Below are 24,773 nucleotides of genomic sequence, written 5' to 3'. Positions count from 1 at the left end.
TTTAAGTTTAGATATACTATAAAATTACTTCTCAATTCATGAAAATATAGGTTGAAATAACTTAAAGGACTTTATTTAAGGAACAAGTGTCGTATTTAAAATCATCAGCGTAGTTAAGTGAATTAAACCATATTTTCATTGATGATATTAATGATTTTTTGCTGATCATCTTTAAAATCAAACCAAATAGTTTCTGTATCTCTTCTAAACCAAGTTAATTGCCTTTTAGCAAATCGTCTTGTATTCTTTTTTATTTCAGAAATTGCAAAATCTAAATCCCAGTTTCCATCAAAGTATTCAAAAAGCTCACGATATCCAACAGTTTGTAATGCGTTTAAATGTTTGTGTGGATATAAAGCTTTAGCTTCTTCTAACAAACCATTTTCTATCATAATATCTACTCTTTGATTTATTCGTTCGTAAATAATTTCACGATCAGCAATTAATCCAACTTTAATAGATTTAAAATTTCTAGGTTCTTTTTCTTTATTGATGAAATAGGAGTAAGGTTTATCGGCTCCAATACATATTTCTAAGGCACGAATAAGTCTATGCGGATTATCAATTGCTATTTTTTCAAAAGATTTATAATCCAATTCTTTTAACTTTTCTTGTAAAGTTCCAATACCGCTTTCTTCAAGTTCTTTAGATAAATTTTTTCTGATTTTTGAATCTACATCAGGAAAATAGTCTAAACCTTTTAAAACAGCATCAACATATAATCCACTTCCTCCAACCATAATTTGAGTTGGATTTTCAGTGAACAATTGATTAAGTTTTTTAATGGCATCTTTTTCAAAACTACCAACATTGTAATCTTCAAAAACACTTCTATTTTGAATAAAGTGATGTTGAGCAGCTTCTAATTCAAAAGGTTCAGGAACAGCGGTTCCTATAGCCATTTCTTTATAAAACTGTCTAGAATCACATGATAAAATATCACAATTAAAGTGTTTTGCTAATTTTATACTTAGTGCAGTTTTACCAATTGCTGTTGGTCCTACGATAGTGATTAATGTATTCATTATTCGTGTAGCTTATTTCCACAATGATAACAGTAAATAGCATCATCATCATGACCTTCTGTGGCGCAATGAGGGCAAGATTGTGTATTTAAATCTAATTCCGTTTTCTTGACTATTTCTGAAGAAACAATTCCTGTAGGAATAGCAATTATGGCATAACCTAAAATCATAATTGCGCTCGCAATAAATTGTCCTAAAGGAGTTCCTGGAGCAATATCCCCATAACCTACCGTAGTAAGTGTTACTATGGCCCAATAAACACTCCTTGGTATACTAGTGAATCCATTTTCTGCTCCTTCAATTAAATACATTAATGAACCTAAAATGATACAAATAATAAGTACAAAGAATAAAAAAACAGAAATTCTTGCTAAACTGGCTTTTATTGCTTGGGCCAGATGGTTAGATTCTCCTATAAACCTAGCTAATTTTAAAATTCTAAACACGCGTAATAATCGTAATGCTCTTAAAGCAACAAGAGTATTAGTTCCTATAAAAATTACAGAAAGATATTTAGGAATAGTAGATAAAAGATCAATAATACCATAAAAACTAAAAATGTACTTAGAAGGTTTTTTAATAGAAATTATTCTTAATATATATTCTATAGTGAAAAGAATTGTAATAATCCATTCAGCTATATTTAATAAGTTATTATACTTTTCATTTATTGTATTAACACTTTCTAACATAACTATAGCTATACTAAAAAGGATAGCTATTAAGAGAATTACATCAAAAAGTTTTCCTCCAGGTGTATCTGCTTCATAAATAATTTCATGAAGTTTTTGTTTCCAGTTTTTTTTTGTTTTTTGAGTACTCAAAGTAGTTATTATTTGAGCAATATTACAAATTATTTTCTAGTTCGTATCGCACAATTTTATCAGCATTATTTGTAGTTAAATAATTTTTGATAATTGTTTTTGCTAGTGCTTTGTTTTTAATTGGAGTTAAAATATTTTTAAGAACTTGAATCTTATTTGTTTGATAAGATAAGTTTGTATAAGCATAGCCAATAACTTCATTATTTTCAATTAAAATAACTGCATTTTCTTCGGGTATTCTTCCTTTAGATATGATAATAAAATGATTATGCCCAAAATTTTTTTCAGTGATTTTTCTTTTACGAATTATATTATATTTAGGTCTTAATGTATCTAATTGTAAATAATATTTCAACCTGGTAAATAGTTCATTGCCAGTATTCTCATAAGTTATGGATTCAACTTTTTCTTTTATTTTTAAAGCACGTTTAGATTGTTTCAAAAATAGCTTATTGGCTTCAAAACGAATATTTTTTCCTCGACCAGTAAAAATTACATTACCTTCTTCATTATGTACATAGTAAATACCTTCTTCTTCAGGTAAATCATCAAGTATGCTTTTAATTTTTAGTTTATGATTTCTATTGTCAATATATTTAATTGTATGCTGAAGTATTTTTTTCTCTTTATCTTTTTCTAAAAGAAGTTGAAATAATTTTACTGTTGCTAAAGCATCTCCATTAGCTCTGTGTCTGTCTGTAACAGGAATTCCAAGATTTCTACATAACTTTCCTAAACTATACGATGGCTGTTCAGGAATTAATTTTTTACTTAAAGATACAGTACATAGCGTATTTCTGAAGTAATCATAACCTAATCGATTAAATTCAGTTTTTAACATTCTGTAATCAAAGGCTGCATTATGTGCAACTATGATACAATTATCAGTTATCTCTACTATTCTTTTGGCTATTTCGTGGAATTTTGGAGCGTTACGGAGCATTTTATTGTTGATTCCTGTTAAGCTAACAACAAATTCTTGTATTTCCTTTTCTGGATTTACTAAAGTTATGAATTGATCAACTATTGAATGACCATCGAACTTGTATACCGCTATTTCGGTTATTCCTTCTTCGTTAAATTTTCCACCAGTGGTTTCAATATCTAAAATTACATACATGCAAACATCTCTCCCGTTAAAAGTTTAGTATAATTAAGGAATTATATTGAGCAAATATAAGAAAACCAGTTTAGTAATTAAATAAAGTGATTATATGTTGTAATTTCTAGCTCCAAAAATAGAGCTACCAATTCTAACCATTGTACTTCCACATTCTATGGCTAACTTATAGTCGCCGCTCATTCCCATCGACAAAATAGAAAAATTCGGATTATATTCTTTTAATTCATCATATAATTTATGTAATGATGAAAATTCTTCTGTTAATTGATCTTGATTATCGGTAAAAGTAGCCATTCCCATTAATCCGACAACTTTTACGTTGTTTAAGTTACTAAATTCTTTTGAATTAATAATATTTTTGATTTCATCGAACGGTAATCCGAACTTAGTTTCCTCTTTTGCTATACGAGCTTGTAATAAACAATTAATAACTCTATTGTGCTTTTTAGCTTGTTTATCTATCTCTAAAAGTGTCTTAAAACTATCTACTCCATGAATCAAATCTACAAAGTGAGCCATATATTTCACTTTGTTTCTTTGCAAATGACCAATCATGTGCCATTGAATATCTTTTGGTAGCTCATCGTATTTTGCTACCATTTCTTGAATCTTATTTTCACCAAAAATTCGCTGACCAGCTTCATAAGCTTGTACAATGTCTGAAGAGGGCTTGGTTTTAGATACTGCAACTAGCGTAACTTCTTTTGGAAGTTTATTTTTTATTTGATCAAGGTTATCTTTTATCATGATAAGATTTCATAAATTGTTAATGCACTTCTTAGTTTTGGTTCTATGTAAGTTGTTTTAGGAGGCATCACTAAGCCTTTATCTACAATTGTTTTAATTTCATGTATAGAAGTAGGCATCATACCAAAAGAAACAATAAACTCACCATTATCAACTTTTGTTTTAAGTTCTAAACTATCTGATTTGTCTTGAGAATATATAATTTTAGAATCATCTCTGATATCTTCAATTCCTAAAATTGGCTTTAAAACTGTTCTAAATAAAATTTCTGCATCTAATTCACTTAATTCATCTGTAAATTCGTAAGCTGATTTTCGTAAATAAAGTGCGTAAAAGTCGCCATTTAAATACATACTGAAATGATGTTTTTCTCTAGGTTTATATAGTTCTTGACCTCTTTTTTCTATTCTAAAATATGTATCTAACTCAATTAAAAATTCATCTGGTGTTAAACCATTTAAATCTTTAACAAATCTGTTAAATTCATAAATACTAAGTTGACTTTCAGGTAATAAATAACTCATAAAAAAGTTATAATCTTCTTTACCTGTATGATTTGGATTTTCTTTAGCTAAATTTTTAGCTAAAATACAAGATGATGTTGTGCGATGATGTCCGTCAGCAATATAAAGAGTTTCTATTTTTTTAAAAGCTTGAGTTAAACTTTCAATGTCTGAAGGGGAATTTATTAACCACAATAAATGAAGATCTTTATCTGACGTCGTAAATTCGTATTCTGCTCTTTCCTTTTGATATTTTTTTATGATTGTTTCTATTTCATCATTATCAGGATAGGTGAGGAGCACTGGCTCTGCATTAAATCCTGTGTTTTTTAAATAATTTTCAAATAGTAATTCTCTTTTTCTTAACGTTCGTTCATGAATTTTGATCACATTATTGTGATAATCTTCAGTTGAAGTAGCAGCAATAATTCCACTAAATGATTTTCCTGAAGATATTTTTTGATAGACGTATAAAGAAGGTGTTTCGTCTTGAGTAAAAACGTTAGCTTCTTTAAATTCTAAATATCTATTATGAACTAATTTAAAGCGTTTTTCACCAGTAACATCTTGTATATGATATTTATATCCTGGGTTTACTACATGTAAAAATGTAAATGGATTGAATGCTAGCTTTGCATTTAATTCATTTTCGGGATAAGTTTCATAAGATTTAGATGAAACCAATGCAACTTTATCTCTAGTTGGTCGTACTGCTTTAAATGGTTTTATTTTAGCCATATATTATGATAGTAAATTAGCAATTTGATTTGCTAATTCGATACTAATTTTTTCTTGTGCTTCGTTTGTTGCTTTAGCAATATTAGGTGATAAAGATAAATTTGGATTCATTAATAACTGAATCTCAGGATTTGGCTGATTTTCAAAAACATCTAAAGCTGCATAACGAACAGGACCTTTATCAATAGATTCAATTAAAGCGATTTCGTCAATTAATCCACTTTTCACACAATTAATAATAATTACACCTTCTTTTACTTTTTTAAATTCAGCTTCTCCTAGTTTAAAATTGTCAGAATTTAAGTGGACAGTGATAAAATCAGATTCTTCTATTAACTCATCAAAAGGAATACTATTGAATTCAAAATTAATAGTTTGCCCATCAAAAAACTCTAATTCAAGAGTAGTTTCCATAATTTCAGGATCAGAGAAAACAACTTTCATTCCATAACCTAAAGCTATTTTAGCAGTAGCTAAACTAGAATTGTTAATTCCTATTAAACCTAAAGTTTTACCATTTAACTCAACTCCTTGATATAGTTTATGTAATCCTTTAAAATTCATATCACCTTCTAAAGGCATTTCTCTATTTGCTTGATGTAAGTTTCTTGCTAAACCAGATAAATGAGCGAAAATTAATTCGGCTGTAGCATTAGCACTTCCTTCTTTACTATCAACTATTTGTAATCCCTGATCTATAGCATATTGTACATCGATGTTATCCATTGAACCACCAGAAGCGATTAATTTTAAACTCGGACAAGCATCAATTATTTCTTGCTGAATTTGTGTGTTGTTTTTAACTAAAATTGCATCAATAGCATTATCATTGATATAATTTTCTAGTTGTCCTTGAGCAACTTTAGTAATAATTACTTCAAATCCTTTACTTTCTAAAATATCAACTCCTCCTTGAGTAATTCCTTCGTTTACTAATATTTTCATTTTGTAATTTAATTCGTTTTGTATGTCAAATTGAAATTATTTCAGTTTCTCTAAATCATAAGATTCTGAAACTAGTTCAAGATGATATATTTTATGCTTTTCTTTCTAGTTCTTTCATAACATCTACTAATGCTTGTACACTATATAAAGGTAAGGCATTATACATGCTAGCTCTGTAGCCACCTACAGAACGATGACCATTTATACCATTTATTCTAGCTTCTTTCCACATAGAATCAAAGCGAGATTGTAAACCTTCATTTATAGTAAATGTAGCGTTCATAACACTACGATCTTCTTTAGCTACGATTCCATTAAACAGAGGATTCCTGTCAATTTCATCATACAAAAGCTTCGCTTTTTTATTGTTTACTTCTTCAATAAAATTGATACCACCTAAATTTTTTAACCACTCTAATGTTAACATAGAAACATAAACTGGAAAAACAGAAGGTGTATTAAACATACTATCTTTCTCTACATGAGTTTTGTAGTTTAACATAGATGGTACTTCTCTACAAATACGATCTAATAGTTCTTCTTTAATCACTACTAAAGTTGTACCAGCTGGTCCCATGTTTTTTTGCGCTCCAGCATAGATTAAGTCAAATTTTGAAAAATCTAGTTGGCGAGAAAAAATATCTGAACTCATGTCACAAATCAAAGGAACATCAGTTTCAGGAAATACATTCATTTGTGTACCATAAATGGTATTATTACTTGTGCAGTGAAAATAATCTACATCGTTAGGTATACTATATCCTTTTGGAATGTAAGTAAAGTTTTTATCTTCAGAAGAAGCTACTTCAACTAAATTTCCGAAAAGTTTTGCTTCTTTAATCGCTTTGCTACTCCAAGTTCCTGTGTTTAAATACGCTGCTTTTGTATTTAAAAAATTATAAGCTGTCATTAAAAATTGAGTACTAGCACCACCTTGTAAAAATAAAGCTTGATAACCTTTATCTAGTAAATTAAGATGTTCTAAAGCTAGTTTTCTTCCTTTTTCTATAACCTCAACAAAAGGTGCGCTTCTATGGGAAATTTCTATTAATGATAAATCATCATTATTAAAATTTACAACAGCTTCAGAAGCTTTTTTTAATACTTCTTCAGGTAAAATGCATGGTCCAGCGCTAAAATTGTGCTTTTTCATTTAAATTAAATTTAGAGGTTTGATAGAAAGTTTAATGTATTTACACCATCGGCATAATCCCATAAATTAGGATGTTGTGTTTGTCCGAAAGAAATTTCATTTTCAATAAAATCCTTAGCAACAACACATTGTATTTTTTCTCGATCTTCGTAAAGTTTGATTTTTAAATCATCAGAGTTTTCATAATACTCATAAAAAACAGAAGCAATAGGAGAAGCATAACTTTCATCTTCTTTTATCATTAAGAATCCATTTTCAAGAATATCAAATTCACTCATTAAGTATACTGCTTTATTGTAATCGTAGTTGTTAGCATACTTAGCATTATTGATAATATCTTGTTTATTGTACATTCCTTTAAAGAAGTGGTCGAAATCATATCCTTTAGGAATAAATAATTTAGAAACAGAACGACAACCTAATCCGAAATAACGAAAAACATCTTCGCTTAATCTTATGTAATCTTCTTCATTTTCATTACCAGATATTACAGCTACAGAGTTTCTATTTTTACGAATAATATTGGGTTTGTCTTTAAAATAGTATTCAAAATATCTAGCAGTATTATTACTACCAGTAGCAATAACAGCATCAAAATTTTCTAATTTTTCACTGGTGAAAGAAATTTTTCCTTTAAACTCTTCATTACAAAATTCAAGATATTTAGCTATGAAGGGTAATAAATGTTTATCGTTTGTTGAAAGTTTAGCTAAAACAGCATGACCAGAAATTAATACAGAAAGGAAATCATGAAAACCGACTAACGGAATATTACCTGCCATAATTATGGCAATAGTCTTACTTGAATCATCTTGTAACGATTCATTTTTAATCCATTGCTTGATATTTTTTTCAGTTAAAGCGTTTGTCCAACTTTCACAAGCAAATAATAGGTTTTCTTTAGTAAACCAATTATTATTTTCTTCTGCCAATTTTAATTGATGTTTAAATCCATCAAAGAAAATATCATTGAACTCAATAGTATTATCCTTTTGAATTTTGTTTCTAGAAAATTGACTTAAAAAGTTACCTAACTTTATAAAGGTGCTAATACGTTTTTCGATTTTGTCCATTTAAATTGTTTCTAAATTAAATTGGCTTTATTTTTGCGTCAGCAAAGTTACAAAACTGAAATAGATTAGCTATGGCGATTATTATAACAGATGAATGTATAAATTGTGGTGCTTGTGAACCTGAGTGCCCAAATACAGCAATATACGAAGGAGCAGAGGAGTGGAAGTATGCAGATGGTACAGATTTAGAAGGAAATATAGTTTTACCTAACGGAAATAATGCAAATGCAGATGAAGAACAGGAACCAATTTCTGATGAAATTTACTATATAGTTGCAGATAAATGTACAGAATGTAAAGGTTTTCATGAAGAGCCTCAATGTGCTGCTGTTTGTCCGGTTGATTGTTGTGTTCCAGATGAAGACAATGTAGAAACAGAGGAGGAGTTGTTAGCTAAACAACGATTTATGCATAACGATTAAATTCTAATCATTGGAATTTTTAAATCCCAAGCAATTTTGTTTGGGATTTTTTTATTGTTTTTGAGCAACAATTACATAAGTGTCGAATGCATAACTTTTTCGATCTATTATTTCTAAAACTTTAAAATTATTTAATTCTAAAAATAATTGCCATTCATTTATTGTAAATGCACGAACTTCAGATTGATCATCGGTTAGTAAAACGTGATTTTGATCTTTTATTTCATAATATTTTGCATCCCATTGAAACATAAAATTCTCTTTAGTAATTTTAGGTTTCATAAAACTAATTCTAGAGTACTTTTTATTTTTAGTTTCAGCTTTATGAGTAATTGTTTTCCCTTCTTTAATAAATGGAAAAAAACGATTAGCATCAATAAAATCAAAACAAAATATACCATTTTCATTCAAATGACTATGAATGTTTTTAATAGCTTTTTGTACCAATATATTATTCAGCAAATAACTAGTAGTTCTAGCTGTAATAATTATACTATCAAAAGTTTTATTTAAGTAAAAATTGGTCATATCTCCTTTAAAAAATGTACCTGTTGGATTTCTTTTTTGTGAAAGTAGAACCATATCATTACTCAAATCCATTCCATTGTAATCTATTGTAGAGTTAATAAAGCGTTTTGCTAAATGACCAGAACCACAACCAATTTCTAATACATTTTTTTTACAGTATTGATTAATGATTTTAGAATAAAACTCAAATTCATCTTTATAGTTTATAAAAGTTTGATACATTTCATCGTAAATATTTTCAAAACCGTTAGAGTATAAACTTTGCATAATTTATTTATAAAAATAAAAAATGCTACTTATTAAAGTAGCATTTTTAAGTTTAAGGGATTATTACTAGAACTTATAATTAACTGATAAATTAAATAAAGTTCCTAATTGACTAAAATGATAACCATCATAAGTCATTTGTGAATAACGTTGGTTAAACGTGATTAAATTTGACTCATTTTGAATTTGAGTTAAACCTGTTGATGTAATAGCCGTGCTATTAATTATATCTTGACCAGCTTGATTTTCTGCAACGAATTCCCATTCTGGTAATACATTAAAAATGTTGTTTATGTTTGCTGCAATTGTGATATTTTTTGTAGCGTTATAATTAATTCCAAGATCTGTAACTATTTTAGGGATAAACTCAGTTCTTAAGTTAGAATCTAAACCTGCTTGATGAAATGTAGTTTTACCGAAGTAAGTATTTCCTAAGTTAAAATCGAATTTTTTGATAGCATAATTAGCTCCTAAAATCCATTTTGTTTGAGGACGAGAAGTAAATAATAAAGACTCTTGAGTTTGATCTACTAAAAGACTACCATTGTCATCTGTTCTTCCATTATCAATAGTATAGTTACCTGATAAATTAAGCCCTAATTTTCCTTCACCTAGCTCAATACCTTTATAACCAACAACTACATCTATTCCGGAAGTTCTTGTGTCTATTGCATTAGAAAAGAAACTTAACGTCCCTAAACCTAATCCTAATCCGCTATAATCGATTTCATTACCTAAAACAATTCTATCATCTATTTGAATATTGTAGTAATCGATAGTAAAACTTAAATTCTTAATTGGTTTAGCTCCGAAACCAACAGTAAAGTTTGTAGATTCTTCAGCCTTTAATTTAGGAACACCTAATTGACGAGCTTGAGGTGAAACATTATTTACTAAACCAACTACTTGAATTCCTTGTCCTGCTACAAAAGAGAACTGAGATTTTTGTGTATAAATTTGATGTAAAGTAGGAGCTCTAAATCCAGTTGAAACAGAAGCTCTTAATGTGTATTTATCATCTAAGAATTTATAACGAGAACTTGCTTTCCAAACGAATGTTGTACCAAAGTCACTATAATTTTCAGCTCTTATAGTTCCTTCAAATAATAAATCTTTAGTTGCATCAAAAGAAGCACTTACATATCCACCAATATTATAACGACTAAACTCTCCAGAGTTTTCTGGTCTGTTACCAGCAAATGAATCTGCTCCGACACCCTCGTAAGAAGCTAATTGTCCTTCAAGGATATTAAAAAATTCACCTCTTACCTCAGTACCTACTGCAAACGATAACTTATCATTAATAATTTTTGAAATATCTATGTTTCCAACAATATGATTAAAAGAAGTTCCTCCAGGTTGGAAACTAATAGGGCTATTTTGTCTATACACATATGCACCGTTATCGTCTAAAATTTCAGCTCTATTATGTGAATTATTTACCAAATAAGTTTGTCTGTTTCCACCAACTGTAATACTTGCATCAGTATTCCAACCATTAATTTTTCCTTTTAAACCTAATGTTGCGTTATAGTCACTTAAATCACCTTCGAAAGTCGGTAAGTATCCATCATAACCATTTCCATTGAAAGATGTTCCTAAAGCATCTGTATAACTTCCTGTAGTAGCAGGGTTATTTCCAGGGAAAAATAATCCTAAATAAGGAAAATCTTGAATATCTCTCCAATAAGGAGTTCTATAGTTTGCAAAACTGTTTACTTTTTTATAAATGTATGCAGCATTGAAATATAAATCTTTGTCTTTAGAGGTTTTAAAACTACCATTAATTAAGAATTTAGCTGCACTAGTTTCTGGAGAACCATTAATGTTTCCAGCATCTGGTCTTCTTGATAAAAACTCACGAACATCTGCCAAAGTTTCACCGGATCTTGTACCACCAAAATCAGCAAATTCACCCTCTGCACTTACTGTACCTGGCCTATTAGCTAAAGCAGTTTTAGAAACATCTATTGTATAATTGATAAAACCTTTATCATCACCTATTTCATCACCTCCATTTATACTAACTCCAATCATTTCACCATCACCTTCACCTGAAATACCAGCTCTAAACGTAGCAGAAGAAGTTGAATAATCATCTTTTAATATCACGTTCATTACACCAGCAATAGCATCAGATCCATACTGGGCAGAGGCTCCATCTCTTAGTACTTGAATTGTTTTAATAGCATCAATTGGAATTCCAGAGATGTCTGCACCAGTTTCACCACGTCCTGGAGAAGTTTGCGTATATAGTAAAGAACTTAAGTTTTTACGTTTTCCATTAATAAGAATTAAAGTTCTACTAGGCCCCATATTTCTGATTTCATATGGGTCTAAAAGTGATGTAGCATCATTAACTGGAGTTTGAACAGTATTGAATGATGGAATTTTATACTGTAATGTTTTATCAAAAGTAGTTTGCCCTGTAGATTGTAACTCTTTGATTCCTACTATATCAATAGGTAATGGACTAGCAATATTACTTCTTACAGGAGTTCTAGATCCAGTAATAACAACTTCATCTAACTCAACACCATCTTTTAAAACAATAGTTAGGTTTGTTTTTCCATTTACAGCTACTTCTGTAGTTTCAAAACCAGTGAAACTAACAACAAGAGTAGCATTGCTTGATACAGTTAGCTCGAATAATCCGTCAAAGTTTGTAGATGTACCATTACTGGTACCTTTTTCTACCACACTTGCACCAGGTAAAGGTTGGTTACTTGAATCTACAACCTTACCTGAAATTTTTGTTTGTGCATACATAACTCCACAAATAAGAGTGAGTATAAAACATAATTTTGTTTTCAGCATAATTAAATGAATTAGTTTATTTTAAGTGTTTTTATGTTAATTGTCTTTTTAATTAACAATTCAGTTATATTATGCTTAAGTAATTTTGTTTTTTTTTATACTCTAAATTTTAAGAAAATTTTAAAACTTAGCTAAAATTTTACTGTAATAAAAGGCTCCATTTGTTCCCATTTGAACAGCATCCCATAAACCACCACTATCAGTATTTTCGCCTTGTGCGGTAGGGTAGGTATTGAATAAGTTATTCGCTCCAATTTGGAAAGAAAAATTTTTGTTGAAATTGTATGAGAAATGTGAATCTAAGGTAAGTTTTGCGTTATAATTATCTATAGAAGCTTTAAATCGTTCTTCTGAAGAGTTATTATACTCACTGATAGGGTTGTTAATTTGCCAATCGATAAGTTGTAAGCTGCTAAATTGAGTTAAAGTATTACTAATTGAAAACTTCCCTGTTGTAAAAATTGAATTTAAAATGATTTTGTAATCAGGAGCAGAAGCTTTTAGAAAAAACTGTTCTCTTATACCGAAGAATGTTTCAGGATTTAAATTCGTATAATTTATTCGGGTAATTTTCATATCATTCACATTACCAGTTAAGTTGAAACCTACCTTTGAATTATCCCATTTTTTTAACCAATTCAATTTAAAGTCGACCCCTAAAGTATTTGTACTAACTCCATTCGCAAAAAATTGAACGTTTTCTGCATCTGTGTTTAATAAAGAAGCATCAAAATTACCACTTAAAATAATTCGATCTTTAATAAAAATATAATATGCATCTACTGAAAAACTTAAGTTATTTGAAAACCTATGATGATATCCAAAACTATAATTTTCAGCTTTTTCTTCTTTCAGTTTTTGAATTCCAAATTGTCTTGTAATAGGATTGTTATTTGCTATTAAAAACGATTCTGTAGGCGCATTATCTATATAATTTGTAAACTTTAAATTATAATAAATTTGAGCTAGAGAAGGAGCTCTGAATCCTGTACTAAAAGAAAATCTTAAGTTTGATTTTGGATTAATTTTAAAATTAGAAGCTATCTTAGTATTAATTGAATTTCCAAAATCACTATAATTTTCATAACGTATCGCTGTAGCTAAAATCCATTTTTTAGTAACATCAATTTCACCATCTAGGTAAAAACTAAAACTAGTACGTGTTCTATCTACTTCATTAATAGATGCGTATCCGGGAAAACCTTGAGAACCTCCGGGTCTTATAATTCCATTGTAAGTAGGAATTAAATTAATAGGAGTATTATTGGTTACAACATTTCCGTTTAAATCATATGATTCATATGAATATGGCTCACCAGCGAAAATTTTGTAATTTTCAATTTTATTTTCTAAACCTAAGGCGAGGTGAAACCCTTCTAAAATCCCATAAAATTGCTTAGTTAAACCTATATTAGTTGTATTTTGGTTTAAACTATGGCCTCCTGCATCAAATTCATTAGGTGAGTTTTCTAATAAAGTGGAGTTTATAGTTTCTTTTATAAAATAATGAAAGTAGTTTTTTCCGTAGCTATTACTAAAATCTACATTCCAACCATTTATTCTACCTCTAAAACCAAGAGTAAAAGATTTATCAGAAATATTAGAGGTAATTAAAGGATTAAATCCGTTAGGAAAAATACTTTGTACATTTCTTTCACTATCAAAAGTTCTAGTAAAAGCATAAGCATTAGTATTTTTAAAGTTATATCCACCGTTTGTATAAACTTTAATTTTATTTGAAACAGGAATTTCAGAATTAAAAAAAATACTGCTACTAGTTACAGCAGCATCACCATAATTTTCTCTAATACTAGTTCCTTGTCTGAAAGTATGTCCTTTGGTTAAAAATTCAGCAGATAAATTAATAAAACCTTTCTGTTTAATTTGTGCTCCATAGTTTACTTCAGTCTTAAAAGTTAAACCATCAATCCCTTTTTTTGATTCATTTTTATTATTACTTGCATTATAAAAACCAAAAGTAGAGTTAATGTTAGTTTCGTTTGGATTATCATTTAATACAATATTAATAACTCCAGCAATAGCATCAGAACCATATTGTGCAGAAGCTCCATCTTTTAATATTTCTATCCTTTTTATAGCTGAAGTAGGAATTGTGTTTAAATCTGTACCTGAGTTCCCTCTACCTCTTGTTCCGTATAAATTAATTAAAGAGGTTTGATGTCTTCTTTTTCCATTAATGAGAACTAAAGTTTGATCTGGACCTAAACCTCTATAAGTTGCTGGAATGATATGATCTGCACCATCTGAACCTGATTGTTTTGTGGCATTAAATGATGGAATTTCTGTTTGAATAAGTTGATTAACCTCTAAAACTTCACTTCTCTTTACTGTAGTTTTAACATCTATAACTTCGGTAGTAACAGGTGAATCTATCTTTTGTCGTTTAGAGTTTCTTGAACCTAAGATAAAAACTTCATCTAACTGAACACCCGATTTTAAAATAACTTTAATATAGTTTTGGTTAGGAATAATAATTTCATTGGTAAAACCGATATGAGAAATAATTAAAGGATTATTATTGTTTGTTAATCTTAATTCGAAACTACCATCTAATCTTGTTATCGTACCATTTTTAGTGTTGTCTTCTATGACATTAGCTTTATGAATGGGTTGATAATATTCATCTAAAATAATACCTCTGACGATTTTGTTTTTTTCAAAATATAATTGTTTAATACTATCATGATTTTTATTAGTATTATCATTTTTTGTTGAACTAGATAATAGGTTGTATGAGTAATTTTTATTGGGTTTGAAAATCACATAATATTTATTACCTAAATATTCGATTTCATAAGACGTTAGTTTTTTAAGTAAAGAAATTGATTTTTTTAAAGAAAGATTTTGAAAAGGAGTTAAATCTACCTTGTTAACTTTTATTATTAAAGGATTATAAGTAAAATATACATCATGTTTTACACTTATATTTTCTAAAGCTTCAGATAAAGGTATATAGTTAGGTTCTTGACTATGAACGCTAAAATAATTAATAAAAAGAAACACCAAAATAGAAAAATATTGACGATAAGTGTTTCTGATCTGCATTAAAAATAGTTTAGTTAATCTTTATAAACTACTAGTATACTATTTTCTTTTTGAATTTTAATGTTTGTAGACTTTTTTATTGCGTTTAAGCAAATTTCTAAATCGGTTGTTGGTACTTTTCCAGTAATTAAAATATCTTTTATTTCAGATGTGTTGTATTTGAATTTAACTCCGTAATTTTCAGATACTTTTAATAAAGCTTCACCTAATGTAGCATTATCAAAAATTAAGTTTCCATTTTTCCATGAAATATGATTTTCATTATTGTTGTTATTTTCATTCACAATAATTTTTTGAGCAGTAGAAGAATACTCAATATAATTACCAGGAATCATTTTTTGAGCTTTTCCATTATTTAAGTTTAGTAACACACTTCCTTCTTCTAAAAATACATTTGTTTTATTTTTTGAAGTTTTAACATTAAATTGAGTACCATATACTTCAACAATCAAATCTTTAGTAGTAACTTTAAATTTGGCTCGATTAGTTAAATCTTTCTGAACTTTAAAATAAGCTTCACCAGTTAATTTTATATTTCTTGGGTTATTCTTCTTATAACTTATAGAAGAATTTGAGTTCAAAGTTACTATAGATCCGTCATTTAAGGAAATGTCAAACATTTCACCATAAGCTGTTTTATGAGTAACAGTAGAAAAATTAGTGTATATAAATACGCTTAAAGAAATGAATAATAATAGCGAAGCGGCAACAGAAAAATAATTGAATTTTAAAGCTCTTTTAGGTTTTGTTGAATTTTCCTTTTTTTGAAGCTTGGCTTCTAATTTTTCCCATTCAGCATCTATTTTTTCTTTGGAAATAACTTCTTTTTTAAAGTTTATGCCTACTATTATATCTTTAGCCTCAGCAGCTAAATTTTCATTAGTAATATTTTCTTTTATCCATACATTCCAAAAAGAACTTTCTGAATTCGTTTCATTTAAAGCCCAATTGTTAAAGGATTTGTCTTCTAATAAATCTTGAATTGTATGGTATGTCTGATTTTTCATTAAAAATATAATGTGCTATGCACTACTCTTTTTTATTAGAAGTATATATATTACGAAATATACTCTTTTAAGTATGCAAATTTATGAATTTAATAATTTAACAATGCCTTCTTCTTCTCTAAGATTTTTTATGGCTTTGTGTAATGTATTTATTACACTTTGATAATTTATACCCATTGTTTCCGCAATTTCACTTGGTTTAAAGTTGCAGCTAAATTTTAAGTAAATAACTTCTTTTTGTCTCTTAGGAAGCTTATTGATTAATTTAGCTAGGTTTTTATTTCGAAAGGTTATGGATTCTTGTTTGGTTATAAATTCTTCTGGAGTGAAACTTATATCTACAATATTTGCATCTATATTTCTAATAATTGTATATTTTTTTGTTTTACTTATTTTCTTAATAATAAACCTTCTAAAAGAGGCAAATAAGTATGGAGCAATTGATTGAAGATCACTAAGATTTTCTTTATGTTCATATATATATACAAAAAAATCTTGTAAAGCATCTTCTGTTAAAGTCTCATCTCTAGAGATTTTTAAACCATAACTATGTAATGAAGGGTAGAACCTTTTAAAAAGTATTGAGAACGAATTAAGATCCCCTTTTTTTAAAGATTCCCACAATATTTCATCAGATAATTCACTCATTAAATAACAGGTTAAGCGTCTAAATTTAAAAAAATGCTTTAATTTAAAAAAGAATCCCACTAGCTTTTTAAGTATAAAGGCCTTAAAAAGTAAAGTATTGTGCTATATTTGCAAACGCAAAAAATATCAATATATACTAAATGAAAGCTGGAATTGTAGGATTACCTAATGTTGGTAAATCAACTTTATTTAATTGTTTATCAAATGCTAAAGCACAAAGTGCAAACTTTCCATTCTGTACTATAGAACCTAATTTAGGAGTTGTAAATGTACCAGATCCTAGATTAGAAAAATTAGAAGAATTAGTAAATCCTGAAAAAGTAATTCCTGCTACAGTAGAAATTGTTGATATTGCTGGATTAGTAAGAGGAGCAAGTAAAGGAGAAGGATTAGGTAATCAATTTTTAGCAAATATCAGAGAAACAGATGCTATCTTACATGTTTTAAGATGTTTTGATAATGATAATATTGTACACGTTGATGGTTCTGTTGATCCTATTCGTGATAAAGAAACTATCGATATCGAATTACAGTTAAAAGATTTAGAAGCTGTAGAAAAGAGATTAGAAAAAGTAAAGAGAGCTGCAAAAACAGGAAATAAAGAAGCACAAGCAGAATTAGCTTTATTAGAAAAGATTCAAGAAGTTTTATTAGGAGGTAAATCTGTAAGAACAATTGAGTTTACTGAGAAAGAAGAAGAGTTAGTAACTTCAATGCAGTTTATTACTGCAAAACCAGTTTTATATGTATGTAATGTGGATGAATCTTCAGCTAAAGATGGAAATGCATATGTAGATAAAGTTAGAGAAGAAGTTAAAGATGAAGAGGCTGAGATTATTGTTTTAGCAGTAGCTACAGAAGCAGATATTGCCGAGTTAGAAGATTATGAAGAGCGTCAGATGTTCTTAACAGATATAGGATTAGAAGAACCTGGAGTTTCTCGTTTAATCCGTTCAGCTTATAAATTATTAAATTTACAAACTTATTTTACAGCTGGAGTAAAAGAAGTAAGAGCTTGGACAATTCCTGTAGGTGCAACCGCACCTCAAGCTGCTGGAGTAATTCATACTGATTTTGAAAAAGGATTTATCCGAGCAGAAACTATTAGTTATAAAGATTATGAAGACTATGGTAGCGAAGCAAAAGTAAAAGAAGCAGGTAAAGTTAGAGTAGAAGGTAAGGAATATGTTGTAGCTGATGGAGATGTTATGCATTTTAGATTTAATGTATAAGTGAAAATATTTAGTATAAATAACAAAATGCCATATCTTAATTGATATGGCATTTTGTTATTTTATAAAACAGGTATTTAAATTTTAAAATAAATAATCCTTTTTTTATCTACAACAAAGACCTACCTTTGAAACATATATTTAAATTGTAGATTAAATTACAAACGGATTCTTTAGTTTAACTTTCTTTCCCTAAGACAATCAGACAAACTTATCCTTCTTGCGCTTTAATTTTTTTTCTAACTATATAAATATTCAATTTTAATAATTGAATAAATATGATTGATATTTATCGTCTATTCATTCCTATTTGCTCATGTTTTTTAAATGAGTTTGTACTTAATGTATTATGACACAAATTTAATTAGACATGAGACAACTTAAAATTACAAAACAGCATACTAATAGAGAGTCGAAGTCTTTAAATAAATATTTATATGATATAGGGAGAATTGATTTAATAACAGCTAATGAAGAAGTAGAGTTATCGAAACGTATTAGAGAGGGAGATGAAAAAGCTCTAGAAATTTTAGTAAATGCCAATCTGCGTTTTGTTGTATCTGTTGCTAAACAATACCAAAATCATGGATTAAAGTTGATAGACTTAATAAATGAAGGAAATATAGGTTTAGTAAAAGCAGCTCAACGTTTTGATGAAACAAGAGGTTTTAAATTTATTTCATACGCAGTTTGGTGGATTCGCCAATCAATTTTGCAAGCTTTAGCAGAACAATCTAGAATTGTAAGATTACCTCTAAATAGAATAGGAGACATTAATAAAATTAATAAAGCTGTTGTACGTTTAGAGCAAGAGAATGAAAGAACTCCTTCGATAAATGAAATAGCAAAGTTTCTAGATATGTCTGTTGCTAATGTTAAGGAATCAATGAAAAATTCCAGTAGACATTTATCTATGGATGCTCCTTTGATAGATGGTGAAAATTCGAATCTATACGATGTATATAGTTCAGGAGAATTATCTAATGCAGAAAAAGAGTTAAACACTCAATCTTTGCTCATAGAGATTGAAAGAGTCTTAAAAACATTATCTCCAAGAGAATCAGATGTGATAAAATTATTTTATGGTTTGGGAGAAGAAAACTCAATGACATTAGAAGAAATAGGAGAAATTTATGATTTAACAAGAGAAAGAGTTCGACAGATAAAAGAAAAGGCTTTAATACGATTAAGACATGTGTCAAAATCAAAATCTTTAATAGCCTATTTAGGATAAAAATAATTAATAAATAATAATAACAAGTATGTTAATAATAAAAGTAAAGGACGGTGAGAATATCGATAGAGCATTAAAACGCTATAGAAAAAAATTTAAAGACACAAAGCTTTTACATGAACTTAGAGGTAGAAGAGAGTATGTAAAAGAATCTGTTAGAAGAAGAGAAGAAGTAAAAAAAGCAGAATATAAACAGCAAGTATTATTAAAAGATAATTAATAATAACTTGTTTAATTAAAAAATAAAGAACTACATTTGCAGTGTTCAAAATAGAACACCTTTTCAAATTAGGGTAGTACAATAAGTTTTTTTGAGTTTTCTCTTTCCTTCTTTATTCCAATTACTTTATTTTTTCAAGTGTTTTTTTAGACTTAAATGTAAGTTAATACTATTCATTTATGTGTTCTAGTTTGAGTAAAAAATAATATTAAAATATAAATTAAGTAAAATGCAAGAAGGTACAGTAAAGTTTTTTAACACTACAAAAGGATTTGGATTCATAACAGATAATTCAGGACAAGATATTTTTGTTCATAATTCTGGTTTGATAGATGAAATTAGAGATGGTGATAAAGTACAATTCGAAACTGAACGAGGAAAAAAAGGAATGAACGCAGTTAATGTTGAAGTTCTTGACTAAAATGTATTAAAATATCTCCAAAGACGTTTGGAGATTCTTTTTCATAGCAATTTTCCCACTCAATCTTTGAGTGGGTTTTTTTTATGGTAAAACTGAAAATTATTTTTAGAGTTTTACCTTTTGAAAATCATTTTGTTATGTCTTTTTTTGCTGCTTTGACAGTTGTAATTGTAGTTTTTGCTGATAAGTAAGAATTAAAACAAACTGTATTTTTACTTTATGAAAATTAGAAATAAAAAATTATTAGGTTTTCTTATCGGAATTTTAGGGATCGTATTGTTTTCTTCAAAAGCAGTTTTGGTAAAGTTATTATACAAACACGATGTTCCGATGATTACTGCTTTATTTTTAAGAATGATTTTCTCTTTTCCTTTTTATGTTTTCATTTTAATATCTTCTTCAAAAAAGAATACAAATAGTAAAATTTCTTCAAAGAACTTTATCTGGATTTTATTTTTTGGTTTTGTAGGATATTACTTGGCAAGTCTCTTCGATTTTATTGGTTTAACTTACATTAAAGCAAGTTTAGAAAGGGTAATCTTATTTGTATATCCAACGATTGTTCTGTTGTTTAATTTTCTGTTTTTAAAAGAAAAAATTAGCAAGCAACAACTTGTAGCGACTATAGTCACTTATATAGGAATAACAATAGCTTTTGGAGCCGAAGTTTCTATTTCGGGTTCTAATGTGATTTTAGGAGGTTTCTTTGTATTGTTATCTGCAATTACTTATGCATCGTATTTAGTTGGAAGTGGTTGGCTAATTCCTAAAATAGGAGTAGTTCGATTTACATCTTACGTTATGTTGGTATCTTGTATTTGTGTATTTATTCATTACGGCATCATTTCAGAAACATCTATTTTTAGTTATTCCTCAGAAGTATATGTATTAGGTTTTTTAATTGCCATTTTAGCAACAGTAATACCTTCTTTTTTAGTTTCTTGGTCTATTAAATTAATATCATCTTCAAATTTTGCCATTTTAGCATCATTAGGACCAGTTTCTACTATAATTTTAGCAGTATTTTTTTTAGATGAATACCTTTCATTATTTCAATTATTAGGTACATTAGTTGTGATCATCGGAGTACTGTTAATTTCTAGTAATAAGAAATAAAGTTACATACTAAAATGTAGTATCTTTATTCTAAAATAAATCTTAATGAAACTTAGCACAGATACTTTTCAATTTTTAAATAAACTTGCTGAAAACAATACGAGAGAATGGTTTGCTGATAATAAACCTGAATTCGATACTGTTCAAAAAGATGTAAAACAATTTTATAAATCGATTCAAGAAAAACTTGAGGTTCATGATGAAATTGAAAAGCATAAGTTTTTTAGAATCTATAGAGATGTACGTTTTTCAAAAGATAAAACACCTTACAAAACACATTTTGCAGGATCTTTCTCAAGAAATGGCGCACATTTAAGAGGCGGATATTATTTACGATTAAAGCCTGGTGAAAGTTTTTTAGCTGGAGGCTTTTGGGAACCGAATAAAGAAGATTTATTTAGAATTCGAAAAGAAATAGAAATAGATGCTTCAGAATTTAGAGCTATTTTAACTGATGCTGAATTTCAAAAGTATTTTGGAGATAAATTTGAAGGAGATGAATTAAAAACAGCTCCCAAGGGATTTGACAAAACGCATCCAGATATTGATTTAATTCGTAAAAAAGGATACATAGCAATTCGAAATTTTACTGACAAAGAAGTTCTTTCTTCTAACTTTATTAATGAAATTGATGTCTCATACAAAGCACTACGTCCATTTTTTGATTTAATGAGTTCCGTGTTAACCACAAACTTAAACGGAGAATCAATACTTTAACTGTTATTTTTTAAGCAAAGCGATTTCTTTACGCACAAAAAAATAAGTAACAATAGTAGCTAGCAAATCAGAAATAGGGAAGGAGAACCATATTCCGTCTAATCCATAATAAATAGGAAGAATCAAAATTAACGGAATCAAAAAAATAGATTGACGTAATAATGTTAGTATTAAAGCTGGTTTTGCTTTACCTACAGCTTGAAAATATGATGCTCCAACTAATTGAAATGCTATAAATGGAGTAGCTAATAAAGTAGTTAAAATAGCGTTTGGTGTTTGTTTTAATAACTGCTCATCGTTAGTAAATACAGTTGTCATTTCATAGTTAAAGAAATATACAGCTGCAAAAATAAAAATGCACAGCATCGTACCATACTTGTTTGCTGTGTTTAAAACTTCTTTTACTCGATCATATAAATTCGCTCCATAATTATAACCTGCAATAGGTAAAAAACCTTGTACTATTCCAAATACAGGGAAAAAGATAAACATCATTAAGCGATTAATTATCCCAAATACAGCTAAAGAAGATTCATTTCCATATTTGTATAAAGAATAATTTAGTATAATAGTTAAAATGCTCACAGTTCCTTGTCTTACAAGTGTAATGCTTCCTAAAGAACTAATTTCTGAAACCACAGTTTTATTCAATTTTAACTGACTGAAACGTATTTGTAAACTACTTTTTTTAGAAAGTAAAAAACCAAGAATAAATAATCCGCAAACGGCATAAGCAATAGAGGTTGCTAAACCAGCACCAAACATTCCCCAACCAAATACTTTTATGAATACGATATCTAAAATAATATTTGCTATAGCTGGTAAAATAAGAGCAATCATTGCATAAGTTGGTTTTCCTAAAGCTCTAATAATTGGATTTCCCATCATTGCATAAGCTAAAAATGGTACTCCTATGATTATAATTCTAAAGTAAGGAATTGCTGGTTCTAAAATATTTCCATTGGCTCCAAATAGTTTTAAAACAGTTTCTTCAAAAATTAAACATATAGCTACTAAAACAACTGAAGTTAGTGTTGTTAAACTGATTTGATTCCCAAATACTTTTTTAGCTTTTTCAACATTATCTGCTCCTAAAGCTAAAGAAATAACAGAACTTCCTCCAATACCTATAGCCATTCCTATAGAAGAAATTAAAAAACCAATTGGTAATACAACAGTAATAGCAGCAATAGCTAAAACACCTATCCATTGTCCAACAAAAATGGTGTCTACAATCATGTTAATAGACATCACTAAAATACCAATTGCAGCAGGTACAGATTGTTTTAATAATAACTTACTTACTTTTTCTGTGGAAAGTTCACTGGCAACTTGATTCATGATAGTAGAAATTAGCCTACAAATTAACGAAATAATAAGCTTACTTATGTAAGTTTGTAATTATGAATTTAAGTAAAATTTTCACTACAAATAGAGTAGTAGCTTCTGAAGAAATTGACAATTTAAATCACGTTAATAATGTAGTTTATGTACAATGGGTACAAGATATTGCAACATTACATTGGCAACATCTTGTTAAGGGTAAAAATGCAGACCATTTAATTTGGGTTCTTGTGAAACATGAAATTGATTATATAGGACAAGCAGTTTTAAATGATGAAATCACATTAAAAACTTGGGTTGGAGAAACTAAAGGGGTAAAATCTATTCGTCATGTTGAAATTTTTAAAGAAGATAAGTTGTTGGTAAAATCGAAAACTACTTGGTGTTTAGTAAATAATGAAACTTTGCGCCCAGCTCGAATAACAGAAGATGTATTTAATTTATTATCTCCATCTTAATAAGACTATCTTTGCGGTCTAAAATATATATATGTCAACTTTTTCAGATTTAGGTGTTCGAAAAGATTTTATAAAAGGATTAAATGAGTTGGGAATTAAAAAACCAACTGAAATTCAAAAAAAAACAATTCCTTTTTTATTAGAAGAAAGAACTGATTTTATAGGTTTAGCACAAACAGGTACAGGAAAAACTGCAGCTTTTGGGTTACCAATTTTGCATCAAATAAAACCTAATTCAGATACGATTCAGGCTTTAATTTTATCTCCAACAAGAGAGTTAGTGCAACAAATTAAAAAGCAATTATTTAAATTCACAAAGTACATAGATCATAAAATATTTGTAGAAGCTGTTTATGGTGGTGAGAAAATAGAGAGGCAAATCAAAAATTTACAAAGGACTACACACATTGTTGTGGCTACTCCAGGAAGACTTATTGATTTAATTGAAAGAGGTGAGATAGACTTAAAAAACATAAAGACTTTAGTTTTAGATGAAGCAGATGAAATGCTGAGCATGGGATTTAAGTTAGAAATCAACAGGATTTTAAAATATACTTCTGGTGAAAGAAATACATGGTTGTTTTCAGCAACAATGCCTGATGAAATAAAAAGGATTGTAAAAAATTACATGAATATTAACGCTAAACGAGTTGAAATTAATCCTGCTTCTATGGTTAATGAAAATATTACGCATTATTATACTGTAGTAACTTCTGCAAATAAAACGGATGCAGTGATTTCGTTTTTAGAAGGTAGACAAGATGAACGCGGAATTATTTTCGCTAGAACAAAAGCTGGTGCAAGAAAGCTAACAGAAGAATTATTAGAAGAAGGTTTTACTGTTGGCGTTCTAGAAGGAGATATGAAGCAAATAGAAAGAGATAAGGTAATGCGTGCTTTTAAAAATCAATCATTACAATATTTAATTTCTACAGATGTTGCCGCAAGAGGAATTGATGTGCAGAATTTAAACTTTGTAATTCATCATAAACTTCCAGAAAAATTAGAATATTACACACATAGAAGTGGAAGAACAGCAAGGGCTGGAAATAGAGGAATCTCACAAGCTTTTGTCACTTCTAGTGAGTTGGAAACAATTCATCAAATACAGAAAAGGTTAAATATTAAGTTCATTAAAAAGTAAT

General features: G+C 28.6%; 23 protein-coding genes. 9 read left to right on the top strand and 14 right to left on the bottom strand.

Annotation, left to right across the window (positions count from 1 at the left end):
* Nucleotides 1-122 precede the first annotated feature (122 nt).
* The 8 genes from miaA to AC2TEO_RS02660 form a co-directional block, all read right to left on the bottom strand.
* Complete coding sequence (gene miaA, locus AC2TEO_RS02695) at nucleotides 123-1,025, bottom strand: tRNA (adenosine(37)-N6)-dimethylallyltransferase MiaA (RefSeq protein ID WP_442266619.1); 903 nt, start codon at nucleotides 1,023-1,025, stop codon at nucleotides 123-125.
* Nucleotides 1,025-1,849: an ion transporter gene (locus tag AC2TEO_RS02690; protein ID WP_442266618.1), complete on the bottom strand. Its 825-nt coding sequence runs from the start codon at nucleotides 1,847-1,849 to the stop codon at nucleotides 1,025-1,027. Before AC2TEO_RS02690 ends, miaA begins: the two co-directional genes overlap by 1 nt.
* A 22-nt stretch (nucleotides 1,850-1,871) precedes the next feature.
* Complete coding sequence (locus AC2TEO_RS02685; protein ID WP_442266617.1) at nucleotides 1,872-2,969, bottom strand: exonuclease domain-containing protein; 1,098 nt, start codon at nucleotides 2,967-2,969, stop codon at nucleotides 1,872-1,874.
* 90 nt (nucleotides 2,970-3,059) lie between these two features.
* A complete protein-coding gene (locus AC2TEO_RS02680; RefSeq protein ID WP_442267740.1) occupies nucleotides 3,060-3,722 on the bottom strand; it encodes a YggS family pyridoxal phosphate-dependent enzyme in 663 nt (220 codons plus the stop codon).
* A complete protein-coding gene (locus tag AC2TEO_RS02675; RefSeq protein ID WP_442266616.1) occupies nucleotides 3,716-4,960 on the bottom strand; it encodes a DUF1015 domain-containing protein in 1,245 nt (414 codons plus the stop codon). The genes AC2TEO_RS02680 and AC2TEO_RS02675 overlap by 7 nt, the downstream gene beginning before the upstream one ends.
* 3 nt (nucleotides 4,961-4,963) lie before the next feature.
* Complete coding sequence (locus AC2TEO_RS02670; protein WP_442266615.1) at nucleotides 4,964-5,905, bottom strand: NAD(P)-dependent oxidoreductase; 942 nt, start codon at nucleotides 5,903-5,905, stop codon at nucleotides 4,964-4,966.
* 91 nt (nucleotides 5,906-5,996) lie between these two features.
* On the bottom strand, nucleotides 5,997-7,058 hold the full coding sequence (gene serC / locus AC2TEO_RS02665) for a 3-phosphoserine/phosphohydroxythreonine transaminase (protein ID WP_442266614.1): 1,062 nt from the start codon (nucleotides 7,056-7,058) through the stop codon (nucleotides 5,997-5,999).
* Nucleotides 7,059-7,069: 11 nt separating this feature from the next.
* Nucleotides 7,070-8,131, bottom strand: coding sequence for an acyl-CoA reductase (locus AC2TEO_RS02660; RefSeq protein ID WP_442266613.1), 1,062 nt, complete (start codon nucleotides 8,129-8,131; stop codon nucleotides 7,070-7,072).
* A gap of 71 nt (nucleotides 8,132-8,202) precedes the next feature.
* Here AC2TEO_RS02660 and AC2TEO_RS02655 point away from each other — a divergent pair, with 71 nt between their 5' ends.
* Complete coding sequence (locus tag AC2TEO_RS02655) at nucleotides 8,203-8,553, top strand: 4Fe-4S dicluster domain-containing protein (protein WP_442266612.1); 351 nt, start codon at nucleotides 8,203-8,205, stop codon at nucleotides 8,551-8,553.
* Between the two features lie 51 nt (nucleotides 8,554-8,604).
* Here AC2TEO_RS02655 and AC2TEO_RS02650 read toward each other — a convergent pair whose 3' ends face one another.
* From AC2TEO_RS02650 to AC2TEO_RS02630, 5 genes are all read right to left on the bottom strand, one after another.
* Entirely contained in the window at nucleotides 8,605-9,348 is a 744-nt protein-coding gene (locus AC2TEO_RS02650) for a class I SAM-dependent DNA methyltransferase (protein WP_442266611.1), read from the bottom strand.
* A gap of 66 nt (nucleotides 9,349-9,414) precedes the next feature.
* The gene (locus tag AC2TEO_RS02645; RefSeq protein ID WP_442266610.1) at nucleotides 9,415-12,165 is read right to left on the bottom strand and encodes a TonB-dependent receptor; all 2,751 of its coding nucleotides are present in this window, start codon (nucleotides 12,163-12,165) and stop codon (nucleotides 9,415-9,417) included.
* 120 nt (nucleotides 12,166-12,285) lie between these two features.
* The gene (locus AC2TEO_RS02640) at nucleotides 12,286-15,231 is read right to left on the bottom strand and encodes a TonB-dependent receptor (RefSeq protein ID WP_442266609.1); all 2,946 of its coding nucleotides are present in this window, start codon (nucleotides 15,229-15,231) and stop codon (nucleotides 12,286-12,288) included.
* A gap of 14 nt (nucleotides 15,232-15,245) precedes the next feature.
* Nucleotides 15,246-16,238, bottom strand: a complete 993-nt coding sequence (locus AC2TEO_RS02635) for a FecR family protein (protein ID WP_442266608.1) — start codon at nucleotides 16,236-16,238, stop codon at nucleotides 15,246-15,248.
* An 81-nt stretch (nucleotides 16,239-16,319) separates the two neighbouring features.
* On the bottom strand, nucleotides 16,320-16,886 hold the full coding sequence (locus tag AC2TEO_RS02630) for an RNA polymerase sigma factor (RefSeq protein ID WP_442266607.1): 567 nt from the start codon (nucleotides 16,884-16,886) through the stop codon (nucleotides 16,320-16,322).
* A 140-nt stretch (nucleotides 16,887-17,026) separates the two neighbouring features.
* On the opposite strand from AC2TEO_RS02630, the gene ychF reads away from it, so the two are divergent.
* From ychF to AC2TEO_RS02600, 6 genes are all read left to right on the top strand, one after another.
* Nucleotides 17,027-18,118, top strand: coding sequence for a redox-regulated ATPase YchF (ychF, locus tag AC2TEO_RS02625; protein WP_442266606.1), 1,092 nt, complete (start codon nucleotides 17,027-17,029; stop codon nucleotides 18,116-18,118).
* A gap of 370 nt (nucleotides 18,119-18,488) precedes the next feature.
* Entirely contained in the window at nucleotides 18,489-19,352 is an 864-nt protein-coding gene (locus AC2TEO_RS02620; protein ID WP_442266605.1) for a sigma-70 family RNA polymerase sigma factor, read from the top strand.
* Between the two features lie 28 nt (nucleotides 19,353-19,380).
* Nucleotides 19,381-19,572, top strand: coding sequence for a 30S ribosomal protein S21 (gene rpsU / locus AC2TEO_RS02615; RefSeq protein ID WP_095072038.1), 192 nt, complete (start codon nucleotides 19,381-19,383; stop codon nucleotides 19,570-19,572).
* Nucleotides 19,573-19,801: 229 nt separating this feature from the next.
* Entirely contained in the window at nucleotides 19,802-19,993 is a 192-nt protein-coding gene (locus AC2TEO_RS02610; protein ID WP_095072037.1) for a cold-shock protein, read from the top strand.
* Nucleotides 19,994-20,212: 219 nt separating this feature from the next.
* A complete protein-coding gene (locus AC2TEO_RS02605; RefSeq protein WP_442266604.1) occupies nucleotides 20,213-21,109 on the top strand; it encodes a DMT family transporter in 897 nt (298 codons plus the stop codon).
* Between the two features lie 45 nt (nucleotides 21,110-21,154).
* Nucleotides 21,155-21,826, top strand: a complete 672-nt coding sequence (locus AC2TEO_RS02600) for a DUF2461 domain-containing protein (protein ID WP_442266603.1) — start codon at nucleotides 21,155-21,157, stop codon at nucleotides 21,824-21,826.
* 3 nt (nucleotides 21,827-21,829) lie between these two features.
* On the opposite strand, the gene AC2TEO_RS02595 is transcribed toward AC2TEO_RS02600, so the two are convergent.
* On the bottom strand, nucleotides 21,830-23,167 hold the full coding sequence (locus tag AC2TEO_RS02595) for an MATE family efflux transporter (protein WP_442266602.1): 1,338 nt from the start codon (nucleotides 23,165-23,167) through the stop codon (nucleotides 21,830-21,832).
* A 62-nt stretch (nucleotides 23,168-23,229) separates the two neighbouring features.
* Between AC2TEO_RS02595 and AC2TEO_RS02590 the strand changes: the two genes are divergently transcribed.
* Nucleotides 23,230-23,628, top strand: a complete 399-nt coding sequence (locus AC2TEO_RS02590) for an acyl-CoA thioesterase (protein ID WP_442266601.1) — start codon at nucleotides 23,230-23,232, stop codon at nucleotides 23,626-23,628.
* Nucleotides 23,629-23,659: 31 nt separating this feature from the next.
* The gene (locus AC2TEO_RS02585; RefSeq protein WP_442266600.1) at nucleotides 23,660-24,772 is read left to right on the top strand and encodes a DEAD/DEAH box helicase; all 1,113 of its coding nucleotides are present in this window, start codon (nucleotides 23,660-23,662) and stop codon (nucleotides 24,770-24,772) included.
* Nucleotide 24,773: the final 1 nt, after the last annotated feature.

The sequence above is a fragment of the Tenacibaculum aquaeponti genome (genome assembly GCF_057221555.1).
Note: the sequence above shows the minus strand (reverse complement) of the source record. Positions and strands in the feature narration are given on the sequence as shown.

Excerpts from the sequence above, each read along its gene's own strand:
- AC2TEO_RS02655 (WP_442266612.1), top strand. The coding sequence starts at position 8,203 with ATGGCGATTATTATAACAGATGAATGTATAAATTGTGGTGCTTGTGAA.
- AC2TEO_RS02620 (WP_442266605.1), top strand. The coding sequence starts at position 18,489 with ATGAGACAACTTAAAATTACAAAACAGCATACTAATAGAGAGTCGAAG.
- AC2TEO_RS02685 (WP_442266617.1), bottom strand. The coding sequence starts at position 2,969 with ATGTATGTAATTTTAGATATTGAAACCACTGGTGGAAAATTTAACGAA.
- AC2TEO_RS02595 (WP_442266602.1), bottom strand. The coding sequence starts at position 23,167 with ATGAATCAAGTTGCCAGTGAACTTTCCACAGAAAAAGTAAGTAAGTTA.
- AC2TEO_RS02640 (WP_442266609.1), bottom strand. The coding sequence starts at position 15,231 with ATGCAGATCAGAAACACTTATCGTCAATATTTTTCTATTTTGGTGTTT.
- AC2TEO_RS02590 (WP_442266601.1), top strand. The coding sequence starts at position 23,230 with ATGAATTTAAGTAAAATTTTCACTACAAATAGAGTAGTAGCTTCTGAA.
- AC2TEO_RS02650 (WP_442266611.1), bottom strand. The coding sequence starts at position 9,348 with ATGCAAAGTTTATACTCTAACGGTTTTGAAAATATTTACGATGAAATG.
- AC2TEO_RS02605 (WP_442266604.1), top strand. The coding sequence starts at position 20,213 with ATGAAAATTAGAAATAAAAAATTATTAGGTTTTCTTATCGGAATTTTA.
- miaA (WP_442266619.1), bottom strand. The coding sequence starts at position 1,025 with ATGAATACATTAATCACTATCGTAGGACCAACAGCAATTGGTAAAACT.
- AC2TEO_RS02675 (WP_442266616.1), bottom strand. The coding sequence starts at position 4,960 with ATGGCTAAAATAAAACCATTTAAAGCAGTACGACCAACTAGAGATAAA.
- rpsU (WP_095072038.1), top strand. The coding sequence starts at position 19,381 with ATGTTAATAATAAAAGTAAAGGACGGTGAGAATATCGATAGAGCATTA.
- AC2TEO_RS02610 (WP_095072037.1), top strand. The coding sequence starts at position 19,802 with ATGCAAGAAGGTACAGTAAAGTTTTTTAACACTACAAAAGGATTTGGA.
- AC2TEO_RS02600 (WP_442266603.1), top strand. The coding sequence starts at position 21,155 with ATGAAACTTAGCACAGATACTTTTCAATTTTTAAATAAACTTGCTGAA.
- AC2TEO_RS02660 (WP_442266613.1), bottom strand. The coding sequence starts at position 8,131 with ATGGACAAAATCGAAAAACGTATTAGCACCTTTATAAAGTTAGGTAAC.
- AC2TEO_RS02630 (WP_442266607.1), bottom strand. The coding sequence starts at position 16,886 with ATGAGTGAATTATCTGATGAAATATTGTGGGAATCTTTAAAAAAAGGG.
- serC (WP_442266614.1), bottom strand. The coding sequence starts at position 7,058 with ATGAAAAAGCACAATTTTAGCGCTGGACCATGCATTTTACCTGAAGAA.
- AC2TEO_RS02585 (WP_442266600.1), top strand. The coding sequence starts at position 23,660 with ATGTCAACTTTTTCAGATTTAGGTGTTCGAAAAGATTTTATAAAAGGA.
- AC2TEO_RS02635 (WP_442266608.1), bottom strand. The coding sequence starts at position 16,238 with ATGAAAAATCAGACATACCATACAATTCAAGATTTATTAGAAGACAAA.
- ychF (WP_442266606.1), top strand. The coding sequence starts at position 17,027 with ATGAAAGCTGGAATTGTAGGATTACCTAATGTTGGTAAATCAACTTTA.
- AC2TEO_RS02645 (WP_442266610.1), bottom strand. The coding sequence starts at position 12,165 with ATGCTGAAAACAAAATTATGTTTTATACTCACTCTTATTTGTGGAGTT.
- AC2TEO_RS02670 (WP_442266615.1), bottom strand. The coding sequence starts at position 5,905 with ATGAAAATATTAGTAAACGAAGGAATTACTCAAGGAGGAGTTGATATT.